Below are 12,754 nucleotides of genomic sequence, written 5' to 3'. Positions count from 1 at the left end.
TAATGCCGGGCGACAACATCAAAATGGTTGTTACCCTGATCCACCCGATCGCGATGGACGACGGTCTGCGTTTCGCAATCCGTGAAGGCGGCCGTACTGTAGGCGCGGGCGTTGTTGCTAAAGTTCTCGGCTAATCGCTGATAACATTTGACGCAATGCGCAATAAAAGGGCATCATTTGATGCCCTTTTTGTACGCTTTCGAACCAGAACCTGGCTCATCAGTGATTTTATTTGTCATAATCATTGCTGAGACAGGCTCTGAAGAGGGCGTTGAGTCCGGAATGCGTAAGCATATTTCGGCACAAGGTTGACAGGTTTGCCTCGCATTCGCGGGGTGAAATTATTTGTAGAATACTTCTGACAGGTTGGTTTATGAGTGCGAATACCGAAGCTCAAGGGAGCGGGCGTGGCCTGGAAGCGATAAAGTGGATCGTCGTTGCGGCATTGCTGATCGTGGCAATTGTAGGCAACTACCTTTATCGTGACATGATGCTGCCGCTGCGTGCGCTGGCCGTAGTAATTCTGATTGCTGCAGCGGGTGGTGTCGCGCTGTTGACGACAAAAGGTAAAGCAACCGTTGCTTTTGCCCGCGAAGCGCGTACTGAAGTACGTAAGGTCATTTGGCCTACTCGCCAGGAAACATTGCACACCACGCTGATTGTGGCTGCGGTTACCGCAGTAATGTCACTGATCCTGTGGGGACTGGATGGTATTCTGGTTCGCCTGGTTTCTTTTATCACTGGCCTGAGGTTCTGAGATGTCTGAAGCTCCTAAAAAGCGCTGGTACGTCGTTCAGGCGTTTTCCGGTTTTGAAGGCCGCGTAGCTACCTCGCTGCGTGAGCATATCAAATTACACAATATGGAAGAGTTGTTTGGCGAAGTCATGGTGCCGACCGAAGAAGTGGTCGAAATCCGTGGCGGTCAGCGTCGTAAGAGCGAGCGTAAATTCTTCCCGGGTTACGTGCTGGTCCAGATGGTCATGAATGACGCAAGCTGGCACCTGGTGCGTAGCGTACCGCGTGTGATGGGCTTTATCGGCGGTACATCTGACCGTCCGGCGCCAATCAGCGACAAAGAAGTTGATGCGATTATGAACCGCCTGCAGCAGGTGGGTGATAAGCCGCGTCCGAAAACGCTGTTTGAACCGGGTGAAATGGTTCGTGTTAACGATGGTCCGTTCGCTGACTTTAATGGTGTCGTCGAAGAAGTGGACTACGAGAAGTCCCGCCTGAAAGTTTCTGTTTCTATCTTCGGTCGTGCGACCCCGGTAGAACTGGATTTTGCTCAGGTCGAAAAAGCCTAACCAGCGATCAAAAAAGCGGCGATTTAATCGTTGCACAAGGCGCGAGATTGGAATACAATTTCGCGCCTTTTGTTTTTATGGGCCTGGCCCGTAAAACGAATTTTTATATCACGGGGAGCCTCACTGAGGCGTTATTACCCAACAGAGGAAATTGAGAATGGCTAAGAAAGTCCAAGCCTATGTCAAGCTGCAGGTTGCAGCTGGTATGGCAAACCCGAGTCCGCCGGTTGGTCCTGCTCTGGGTCAACAGGGTGTTAACATCATGGAATTCTGCAAAGCGTTCAACGCGAAGACGGATTCTATCGAAAAAGGTCTGCCGATTCCGGTTGTTATCACCGTTTACGCTGACCGTTCTTTCACCTTCATTACCAAAACGCCTCCGGCAGCAGTTCTGCTGAAGAAAGCGGCTGGTATTAAGTCTGGTTCCGGTAAGCCGAACAAAGACAAAGTAGGTAAAATTTCCCGCGCTCAACTGCAGGAAATCGCGCAGACCAAAGCTGCCGACATGACTGGTGCCGACATTGAAGCGATGACTCGCTCCATCGAAGGTACTGCACGTTCCATGGGCCTGGTAGTGGAGGACTAAGAAATGGCTAAACTGACCAAGCGCATGCGTGTGATCCGTGAGAAAGTTGATGCGACCAAACAGTATGACATCAACGAAGCTATCTCTCTGCTGAAAGAACTGGCTACCGCTAAGTTCGTAGAAAGCGTAGACGTTGCCGTTAACCTCGGCATCGACGCGCGTAAATCTGACCAGAACGTACGTGGTGCAACTGTACTGCCGCACGGTACTGGCCGTTCCGTTCGCGTAGCCGTATTTACCCAGGGTCCTAACGCTGAAGCTGCTAAAGCGGCTGGCGCTGAGCTGGTAGGTATGGAAGATCTGGCTGACCAGATCAAGAAAGGCGAAATGAACTTTGACGTGGTTATTGCCTCTCCGGATGCAATGCGCGTTGTTGGCCAGCTGGGCCAGGTTCTGGGTCCGCGTGGCCTGATGCCAAACCCGAAAGTGGGTACTGTAACGCCGAACGTTGCTGAAGCGGTTAAAAACGCTAAAGCGGGTCAGGTTCGTTACCGTAACGACAAAAACGGCATCATCCACACCACCATCGGTAAAGTGGATTTTGACGCTGACAAACTGAAAGAAAACCTGGAAGCCCTGCTGGTTGCGCTGAAAAAAGCAAAACCGACTCAGGCGAAAGGCGTGTACATCAAGAAAGTTAGCATCTCCACCACCATGGGTGCTGGTGTTGCCGTTGATCAGGCTGGTCTGAGCGCGTCTGCGAACTAAGATTAGCTTTACGTGGGCGGTGGATTTGTCTACAATTCTACCCCCACGATTCTGTCGATAAGACAGACGCTATGCGAGTCATTTGAATTGCAGCAAGGCAGCAATCGAGTGAATCGCCGGGAGTGTAGTTAACTACATGACCGGTGTGAACGAGAGCAGCTAACACCGCTGCGGTTCGAAGGACGAAGTCATAGGAAGAATTTGTTCGTTGGAGCCTGGCCTATCCAGGCCTCCGTCGAAGACCGCAGGTGTTTCGCAAGAAACTTAATCCCCTGCGTAGACGGTGACAGAACGCTAAGATTATTTTTGGATACTCTGGCTTGTTTCTGCTCACCGTATTAAGACGCTCTTTTTATTGAAAAGAGTGAAGTGAGTTCCGGAACATGAGTTCCGGCAAACATCCAGGAGCAAAGCTAATGGCTTTAAATCTTCAAGACAAACAAGCGATTGTTGCTGAAGTCAGCGAAGTAGCCAAAGGCGCGCTGTCTGCAGTAGTTGCGGATTCCCGTGGCGTAACTGTAGATAAAATGACTGAACTGCGTAAAGCAGGTCGTGAAGCTGGCGTTTACATGCGTGTTGTTCGTAACACCCTGCTGCGCCGCGTCGTTGAAGGTACTCAGTTTGAGTGCCTGAAAGACACGTTTGTTGGTCCGACCCTGATTGCATACTCTATGGAACACCCGGGCGCTGCTGCTCGTCTGTTCAAAGAGTTCGCGAAAGCGAATGCAAAATTTGAGGTCAAAGCCGCTGCCTTTGAAGGTGAGCTGATCCCGGCGTCTCAGATCGACCGCCTGGCAACTCTGCCGACCTACGAAGAAGCAATTGCACGCCTGATGGCAACCATGAAAGAAGCTTCGGCTGGCAAACTGGTTCGTACTCTGGCTGCTGTACGCGATGCGAAAGAAGCTGCTTAATTGCAGTTTTCCTTTTAAAGCATCTGCTTACGTATAAACTTATTCTGATATTCAGGAACAATTTAAATGTCTATCACTAAAGATCAAATCATTGAAGCAGTATCCGCTATGTCCGTAATGGACGTTGTAGAACTGATCTCTGCAATGGAAGAAAAATTCGGTGTTTCCGCTGCTGCTGCTGTTGCTGTAGCTGCTGGCCCGGCTGCTGACGCTGCTGAAGAAAAAACTGAATTCGACGTAATTCTGAAAGCTGCTGGCGCTAACAAAGTTGCTGTAATCAAAGCAGTACGTGGCGCAACTGGCCTGGGTCTGAAAGAAGCTAAAGACCTGGTAGAATCTGCTCCGGCCGCTCTGAAAGAAGGCGTGAGCAAAGATGACGCTGAAGCACTGAAAAAATCTCTGGAAGAAGCTGGCGCTGAAGTTGAAGTTAAATAAGCCAACCTTTCCGGTTGCAGCCTGAGAAATCAGGCTGATGGCTGGTGACTTTTTAGTCACCAGCCTTTTTGCGCTGTAAGGCGCCAGTAGCGTTTCACACTGTTTGACTACTGCTGTGCCTTTCAATGCTTGTTTCTATCGACGACTTAATATACTGCGACAGAGCGCTCGCTCTGTGTAAATCGCAATGAAATGGTTTAAGCGTGATAGCAACAGGCATTGCGGAAAGTATTCCATTTTCCGGTCAACAAAATAGTGTTGCACAAACTGTCCGCGCAATGGACAGATGGGTCGACTTGTCAGCGAGCTGAGGAACCCTATGGTTTACTCCTATACCGAGAAAAAACGTATTCGTAAGGATTTTGGTAAACGTCCACAAGTTCTGGATGTGCCTTATCTCCTTTCTATCCAGCTTGACTCGTTTCAGAAGTTTATCGAGCAAGATCCTGAAGGGCAGTATGGTCTGGAAGCTGCATTCCGTTCCGTATTCCCGATTCAGAGCTACAGCGGTAATTCCGAGCTGCAATACGTCAGCTACCGCCTTGGCGAACCGGTGTTTGACGTTCAGGAATGTCAGATCCGTGGCGTGACCTATTCCGCACCGCTGCGTGTGAAACTGCGTCTGGTGATCTACGAGCGCGAAGCGCCGGAAGGCACCGTTAAAGACATTAAAGAACAAGAAGTCTACATGGGCGAAATTCCGCTCATGACCGACAACGGTACCTTTGTGATCAACGGTACTGAGCGTGTTATCGTTTCTCAGTTGCACCGTAGCCCTGGCGTCTTCTTTGACTCCGACAAAGGTAAAACCCACTCTTCGGGTAAAGTGCTGTATAACGCGCGTATCATTCCTTACCGTGGTTCCTGGCTGGACTTCGAATTCGATCCGAAGGACAACCTGTTCGTACGTATCGACCGTCGCCGTAAACTGCCTGCGACCATTATTCTGCGTGCGCTGAACTACACCACTGAGCAGATCCTGGATCTGTTCTTCGAAAAAGTAATTTTCGAGATTCGCGACAACAAGTTGCAGATGGAGCTGGTGCCGGAACGCCTGCGTGGTGAAACCGCTTCCTTCGACATCGAAGCTAACGGCAAAATCTACGTCGAAAAAGGCCGTCGCATCACTGCGCGCCACATTCGCCAACTGGAAAAAGACGATATCAAACATATCGAAGTTCCGGTTGAATATATTGCTGGAAAAGTATCCGCGAAAGATTACGTTGACGAATCTACTGGCGAGCTGATCTGCCCGGCTAACATGGAGCTGAGCCTGGATCTGCTGGCGAAGCTGAGCCAGTCTGGCCACAAACGTATCGAAACGCTGTTCACCAACGATCTGGATCACGGTCCGTACATCTCTGAAACCGTACGTGTCGATCCAACCAACGATCGTCTGAGCGCGCTGGTAGAAATCTACCGCATGATGCGCCCGGGTGAGCCGCCGACACGTGAAGCGGCGGAAAGCCTGTTTGAGAACCTGTTCTTCTCTGAAGACCGCTACGATCTGTCTGCGGTTGGCCGTATGAAGTTCAACCGTTCTCTGCTGCGCGACGAAATCGAAGGTTCCGGTATCCTGAGCAAAGACGACATCATTGAAGTGATGAAGAAGCTCATCGATATCCGTAACGGTAAAGGCGAAGTCGATGATATCGACCACCTCGGCAACCGTCGTATCCGTTCCGTAGGCGAAATGGCGGAAAACCAGTTCCGCGTTGGCCTGGTACGTGTTGAGCGTGCGGTGAAAGAGCGTCTGTCTCTGGGCGATCTGGATACCCTGATGCCTCAGGATATGATTAACGCCAAGCCGATTTCTGCAGCAGTGAAAGAGTTCTTCGGTTCCAGCCAGTTGTCTCAGTTTATGGACCAGAACAACCCGCTGTCTGAAATTACGCACAAGCGTCGTATTTCTGCACTCGGCCCAGGCGGTCTGACCCGTGAACGCGCAGGCTTTGAAGTTCGAGACGTACACCCGACTCACTATGGTCGCGTATGTCCTATCGAAACGCCTGAAGGTCCGAACATCGGTCTGATCAACTCCCTGTCCGTGTACGCACAGACTAACGAATATGGCTTCCTTGAGACGCCGTACCGTCGTGTTGTTGATGGCGTGGTAACGGATGAAATTCATTACCTGTCTGCTATTGAAGAAGGCAACTTTGTTATCGCTCAGGCGAACTCCAACCTGGATGACAACGGCCACTTCGTAGAAGATCTGGTGACCTGCCGTAGCAAAGGCGAATCCAGCTTGTTCAGCCGCGATCAGGTTGACTACATGGACGTTTCCACCCAGCAGGTGGTTTCCGTCGGTGCGTCCCTGATCCCGTTCCTGGAACACGATGACGCCAACCGTGCATTGATGGGTGCGAACATGCAACGTCAGGCGGTTCCGACCCTGCGCTCTGATAAGCCGCTGGTTGGTACCGGTATGGAACGTGCTGTTGCCGTGGACTCCGGTGTTACTGCGGTTGCTAAGCGTGGCGGTACCGTTCAGTACGTGGATGCGTCCCGTATCGTTATCAAAGTTAACGAAGACGAGATGTACCCGGGCGAAGCAGGTATCGACATCTATAACCTGACCAAATACACCCGTTCTAACCAGAACACCTGTATCAACCAGATGCCGTGTGTGTCTCTGGGTGAGCCGGTTGAACGTGGCGATGTGCTGGCAGACGGTCCGTCTACCGACCTCGGTGAACTGGCGCTCGGTCAGAACATGCGCGTGGCGTTCATGCCGTGGAACGGTTACAACTTCGAAGACTCCATCCTCGTTTCCGAGCGTGTTGTCCAGGAAGACCGTTTCACCACCATCCACATTCAGGAACTGGCGTGTGTGTCTCGTGACACCAAGCTGGGGCCAGAGGAGATCACCGCTGACATCCCGAACGTGGGTGAAGCTGCGCTCTCCAAACTGGATGAATCCGGTATCGTTTACATTGGTGCTGAAGTGACCGGTGGCGACATTCTGGTTGGTAAGGTCACGCCGAAAGGTGAAACCCAACTGACGCCAGAAGAGAAACTGCTGCGTGCGATCTTCGGTGAGAAAGCGTCTGACGTAAAAGACTCTTCTCTGCGCGTTCCAAACGGTGTTTCCGGTACGGTTATCGACGTTCAGGTCTTTACTCGCGATGGCGTAGAAAAAGACAAACGTGCCCTGGAAATCGAAGAGATGCAGCTGAAGCAGGCGAAGAAAGACCTGTCTGAAGAACTGCAGATCCTCGAAGCAGGCCTGTTTAGCCGTATCCACGCTGTGCTGGTTTCCGGTGGCGTTGAAGCTGAGAAGCTCGACAAACTGCCGCGTGACCGCTGGCTGGAACTGGGCCTGACCGACGAAGAGAAACAAAATCAGCTGGAACAACTGGCTGAGCAGTACGACGAACTGAAGCACGAGTTCGAGAAAAAACTCGAAGCGAAACGCCGCAAAATCACTCAGGGCGACGATCTAGCACCGGGTGTGCTGAAGATTGTGAAGGTATATCTGGCGGTGAAACGCCGTATCCAGCCTGGTGACAAGATGGCAGGTCGTCACGGTAACAAGGGTGTAATTTCTAAGATCAACCCGATCGAAGATATGCCTTACGATGAAAACGGCACGCCGGTAGACATCGTACTGAACCCGCTGGGCGTACCGTCTCGTATGAACATCGGTCAGATTCTGGAAACCCACCTGGGTATGGCTGCAAAAGGTATTGGCGATAAGATCAACGCCATGCTGAAACAGCAGCAGGAAGTCGCGAAACTGCGCGAGTTCATCCAGCGTGCGTACGATCTGGGCGCTGACGTTCGTCAGAAAGTTGACCTGAATACCTTCAGCGATGAAGAAGTTCTGCGTCTGGCTGAAAACCTGCGCAAAGGTATGCCAATCGCAACGCCGGTGTTCGACGGTGCGAAAGAAGCGGAAATTAAAGAGCTGCTGAAACTGGGTGACCTGCCGACTTCCGGTCAGATCACGCTGTTCGACGGCCGTACGGGTGAGCAGTTCGAGCGTCCGGTAACCGTAGGTTACATGTACATGCTGAAACTGAACCACCTGGTCGACGATAAAATGCACGCTCGTTCCACCGGTTCCTACAGCCTGGTTACTCAGCAGCCGCTGGGTGGTAAGGCGCAGTTCGGTGGTCAGCGCTTCGGGGAGATGGAAGTGTGGGCGCTGGAAGCATACGGCGCGGCATACACCCTGCAGGAAATGCTCACCGTTAAGTCTGATGACGTGAATGGCCGTACTAAGATGTATAAAAACATCGTGGACGGCAACCATCAGATGGAACCGGGCATGCCGGAATCCTTCAACGTACTGTTGAAAGAGATTCGTTCGCTGGGTATCAACATCGAACTGGAAGACGAGTAATTCTCGCTCAAACAGGTCACTGGTGTCGGGTTAACCCCCGACACCAGATTGTGCTAACTCCGACGGGAGCAAATCCGTGAAAGATTTATTAAAGTTTCTGAAAGCGCAGACTAAAACCGAAGAGTTTGATGCGATCAAAATTGCTCTGGCTTCGCCAGACATGATCCGTTCATGGTCTTTCGGTGAAGTTAAGAAGCCGGAAACCATCAACTACCGTACGTTCAAACCTGAGCGTGACGGCCTTTTCTGCGCCCGTATCTTTGGGCCGGTAAAAGATTACGAGTGCCTGTGCGGTAAGTACAAGCGCCTGAAACACCGCGGTGTGATCTGTGAGAAGTGCGGCGTTGAAGTGACCCAGACTAAAGTACGCCGTGAGCGTATGGGCCACATCGAGCTGGCGTCCCCGACTGCTCACATCTGGTTCCTGAAATCACTGCCGTCCCGTATTGGTCTGCTGCTCGATATGCCATTGCGCGATATCGAACGCGTACTGTACTTCGAATCTTATGTGGTTATCGAAGGCGGTATGACCAACCTGGAACGCCAGCAGATCCTGACTGAAGAACAGTATCTGGATGCGCTGGAAGAGTTCGGTGATGAATTCGACGCGAAGATGGGTGCGGAAGCTATCCAGGCCCTGCTGAAGAGCATGGATCTGGAGCAAGAGTGTGAAACTCTGCGTGAAGAGCTGAACGAAACCAACTCCGAAACCAAGCGTAAGAAGCTGACCAAGCGTATCAAACTGCTGGAAGCGTTCGTACAGTCTGGCAACAAGCCAGAGTGGATGATTCTGACCGTTCTGCCGGTTCTGCCGCCAGATCTGCGTCCGCTGGTTCCGCTGGATGGTGGTCGTTTCGCAACATCGGATCTGAACGATCTGTATCGTCGCGTCATTAACCGTAACAACCGTCTGAAACGTCTGCTGGATCTGGCGGCACCGGACATCATCGTACGCAACGAAAAACGTATGCTGCAGGAAGCGGTTGACGCCCTGCTGGATAACGGTCGTCGCGGTCGTGCGATCACCGGTTCTAACAAGCGTCCTCTGAAATCTTTGGCCGATATGATCAAAGGTAAACAGGGCCGTTTCCGTCAGAACCTGCTCGGTAAGCGTGTTGACTACTCCGGTCGTTCTGTTATCACCGTAGGTCCATACCTGCGTCTGCATCAGTGCGGTCTGCCGAAGAAAATGGCGCTGGAACTGTTCAAACCGTTCATCTACGGCAAGCTGGAACTGCGTGGCCTTGCCACCACCATCAAAGCCGCGAAGAAGATGGTTGAGCGTGAAGAAGCTGTCGTTTGGGATATCCTGGACGAAGTGATCCGCGAACACCCGGTACTGCTGAACCGTGCGCCAACACTGCACCGTCTGGGTATTCAGGCATTTGAACCGGTACTGATCGAAGGTAAAGCTATCCAGCTGCACCCGCTGGTTTGTGCGGCATACAACGCCGACTTCGATGGTGACCAGATGGCTGTTCACGTACCGCTGACGCTGGAAGCCCAGCTCGAAGCGCGTGCGCTGATGATGTCTACCAACAACATCCTGTCCCCGGCGAACGGCGAACCGATCATCGTTCCGTCTCAGGACGTTGTACTGGGTCTGTACTACATGACCCGTGACTGTGTTAACGCCAAAGGCGAAGGCATGGTGCTGACTGGCCCGAAAGAAGCTGAGCGTATTTATCGCGCTGGCCTGGCCTCTCTGCATGCGCGCGTTAAAGTGCGTATCACCGAATACGAAAAAGAAGCAAATGGCGAATTCGTTGCGAAAACCAGTCTGAAAGACACGACCATTGGCCGTGCGATTCTGTGGATGATCGTACCGAAAGGTCTGCCTTTCTCCATCGTCAACCAGGCGTTGGGCAAGAAGGCGATCTCCAAAATGCTGAACACCTGTTACCGCATTCTGGGCCTGAAACCGACCGTTATCTTCGCTGACCAGACCATGTACACCGGTTTTGCCTATGCTGCGCGCTCAGGGGCGTCCGTAGGTATCGACGACATGGTTATCCCGGAGAAGAAACACGAGATCATCTCTGAAGCGGAAGCGGAAGTCGCTGAGATCCAGGAGCAGTTCCAGTCTGGTCTGGTTACCGCTGGCGAACGTTACAACAAAGTCATCGATATCTGGGCTGCGGCGAACGATCGTGTATCCAAAGCGATGATGGACAACCTGCAAACTGAAACCGTGATTAACCGTGACGGTCAGGAAGAGCAGCAGGTTTCCTTCAACAGCATTTACATGATGGCCGACTCCGGTGCGCGTGGTTCTGCGGCACAGATTCGTCAGTTGGCAGGTATGCGTGGTCTGATGGCGAAGCCGGACGGCTCCATCATCGAAACGCCAATCACCGCGAACTTCCGTGAAGGTCTGAACGTACTCCAGTACTTCATTTCAACCCACGGTGCGCGTAAAGGTCTTGCGGATACCGCACTGAAAACAGCGAACTCCGGTTATCTGACGCGCCGTCTGGTTGACGTTGCGCAGGATCTGGTGGTGACCGAAGACGATTGTGGCACCCTCGAAGGTATCACCATGACCCCGGTTATCGAGGGTGGTGATGTTAAAGAGCCGCTGCGCGATCGCGTTCTGGGTCGTGTGACTGCGGAAGACATTCTGAAGCCGGGTACGGCGGACATTCTGGTTCCTCGCAACACGCTGCTGCACGAACAGTGGTGTGACCTGCTGGAAGCGAATTCCGTTGACTCCGTGAAAGTCCGTTCTGTTGTATCCTGTGACACCGACTTTGGTGTGTGTGCGCACTGTTATGGTCGAGATCTCGCGCGTGGCCACATCATCAACAAAGGTGAAGCCATCGGCGTTATCGCGGCGCAGTCCATCGGTGAGCCGGGTACACAGCTGACGATGCGTACGTTCCACATCGGTGGTGCAGCATCGCGTGCGGCTGCTGAATCCAGCATCCAGGTGAAAAACAAAGGTAGCATCCGTCTGAGCAATGCGAAGTCGGTTGTGAACTCCAGCGGTAAACTGGTGATCACCTCTCGTAACACCGAGCTGAAACTGATCGACGAATTCGGTCGTACCAAAGAGAGCTATAAAGTGCCTTACGGCTCTGTTATGGCGAAAGGTGATGGTGAGCAGGTTGCTGGCGGCGAAACCGTAGCAAACTGGGATCCGCACACCATGCCGGTTATCACCGAAGTGAGTGGTTTTGTCCGCTTCACTGACATGATCGACGGCCAGACCATTACTCGTCAGACTGACGAGCTGACCGGTTTGTCTTCTCTGGTGGTCCTGGATTCTGCTGAACGTACTACCGGTGGTAAAGATCTGCGTCCTGCACTGAAAATCGTTGATGCTCAGGGTAACGACGTTCTGATCCCGGGCACCGATATGCCAGCGCAGTACTTCCTGCCGGGTAAAGCGATTGTTCAGCTGGAAGATGGCGTACAGATCAGCTCAGGTGATACCCTGGCGCGTGTACCGCAGGAATCCGGCGGTACCAAGGATATCACCGGTGGTCTGCCGCGCGTTGCGGATCTGTTCGAAGCACGTCGTCCGAAAGAACCGGCAATCCTGGCTGAAATCAGCGGTATTATTTCCTTCGGTAAAGAAACCAAAGGGAAGCGTCGTCTGGTTATCACCCCGGTAGACGGTAGCGATCCGTACGAAGAGATGATTCCGAAATGGCGTCAGCTCAACGTGTTCGAAGGTGAACGTGTAGAACGTGGTGACGTGGTTTCCGACGGTCCGGAAGCACCACACGACATTCTGCGTCTGCGTGGTGTGCATGCTGTGACTCGTTACATTGTTAACGAAGTCCAGGACGTATACCGTCTGCAGGGCGTTAAGATTAACGATAAACACATCGAAGTTATCGTTCGTCAGATGCTGCGTAAAGCCACCATCGAAAGCGCGGGTAGCTCCGACTTCCTGGAAGGCGAACAGGTTGAATACTCCCGCGTCAAGATCGCAAACCGCGAACTGGAAGCGAACGGCAAAGTGGGTGCAACCTTCTCCCGCGATCTGCTGGGTATCACCAAAGCGTCTCTGGCAACCGAATCGTTCATTTCTGCCGCATCGTTCCAGGAGACCACACGTGTCCTGACCGAAGCCGCCGTTGCGGGTAAACGCGACGAACTGCGTGGCCTGAAAGAGAACGTTATCGTGGGTCGTCTGATCCCGGCGGGTACCGGTTATGCGTACCACCAGGATCGTATGCGCCGCCGTGCTGCGGGTGAACTCCCGGCTGCACCTCAGGTGACTGCTGAAGACGCCTCTGCCAGCCTGGCGGAACTGCTGAACGCAGGTCTGGGTGGTTCTGATAACGACTAATCGTTGCTTAACGTAGTAAAAAACCCGCTCCGGCGCTGAGGGATCCCCATAAAACAGCGCTAATAAACCAGCACCATACTTCGGTAGGCTCTGGCGAGGTGGTTAAGAACGGTGCTCAGCACCGTTCGCCTTAATATTAGCGGGGAGTGTCGCAGGACA

8 protein-coding genes and 1 pseudogene are annotated in these 12,754 nt (G+C 52.6%); all 9 read left to right on the top strand.

Translation table 11 applies throughout. The features are described 5' to 3' along the window. Window positions 1-134 (top strand): annotated as a pseudogene (gene tuf / locus WB371_RS23255) (elongation factor Tu); the annotation flags it as partial. Between the two features lie 239 nt (window positions 135-373). Beyond that, window positions 374-757 (top strand): preprotein translocase subunit SecE, encoded by a 384-nt coding sequence (secE, locus tag WB371_RS23250; RefSeq protein WP_336222320.1) that lies wholly within the window; start codon window positions 374-376, stop codon window positions 755-757. 1 nt (window position 758) lies between these two features. Then, window positions 759-1,304 (top strand): transcription termination/antitermination protein NusG, encoded by a 546-nt coding sequence (nusG, locus tag WB371_RS23245; RefSeq protein ID WP_003862341.1) that lies wholly within the window; start codon window positions 759-761, stop codon window positions 1,302-1,304. A 157-nt stretch (window positions 1,305-1,461) separates the two neighbouring features. Beyond that, window positions 1,462-1,890, top strand: coding sequence for a 50S ribosomal protein L11 (rplK, locus tag WB371_RS23240; protein WP_012133815.1), 429 nt, complete (start codon window positions 1,462-1,464; stop codon window positions 1,888-1,890). A gap of 3 nt (window positions 1,891-1,893) precedes the next feature. Continuing rightward, on the top strand, window positions 1,894-2,598 hold the full coding sequence (rplA, locus tag WB371_RS23235; RefSeq protein ID WP_336222319.1) for a 50S ribosomal protein L1: 705 nt from the start codon (window positions 1,894-1,896) through the stop codon (window positions 2,596-2,598). A 416-nt stretch (window positions 2,599-3,014) separates the two neighbouring features. Further along, entirely contained in the window at window positions 3,015-3,512 is a 498-nt protein-coding gene (gene rplJ, locus WB371_RS23230; RefSeq protein WP_001207203.1) for a 50S ribosomal protein L10, read from the top strand. A 66-nt stretch (window positions 3,513-3,578) separates the two neighbouring features. Next, window positions 3,579-3,947, top strand: a complete 369-nt coding sequence (rplL, locus tag WB371_RS23225; RefSeq protein WP_013095002.1) for a 50S ribosomal protein L7/L12 — start codon at window positions 3,579-3,581, stop codon at window positions 3,945-3,947. A gap of 319 nt (window positions 3,948-4,266) precedes the next feature. Then, window positions 4,267-8,295: a DNA-directed RNA polymerase subunit beta gene (gene rpoB / locus WB371_RS23220; RefSeq protein ID WP_336222318.1), complete on the top strand. Its 4,029-nt coding sequence runs from the start codon at window positions 4,267-4,269 to the stop codon at window positions 8,293-8,295. Window positions 8,296-8,371: 76 nt separating this feature from the next. After that, window positions 8,372-12,595 carry a DNA-directed RNA polymerase subunit beta' gene (rpoC, locus tag WB371_RS23215; protein WP_336222317.1) on the top strand — a complete coding sequence of 1,408 codons (4,224 nt, stop codon included), beginning with the start codon at window positions 8,372-8,374 and terminating at the stop codon, window positions 12,593-12,595. Window positions 12,596-12,754 lie beyond the last annotated feature (159 nt).

Origin of the sequence: Citrobacter amalonaticus, assembly GCF_037053465.1 — a bacterium.
GTDB lineage: Bacteria > Pseudomonadota > Gammaproteobacteria > Enterobacterales > Enterobacteriaceae > Citrobacter_A > Citrobacter_A amalonaticus_H.
This window is presented reverse-complemented; position numbering and strand designations above follow the sequence as displayed.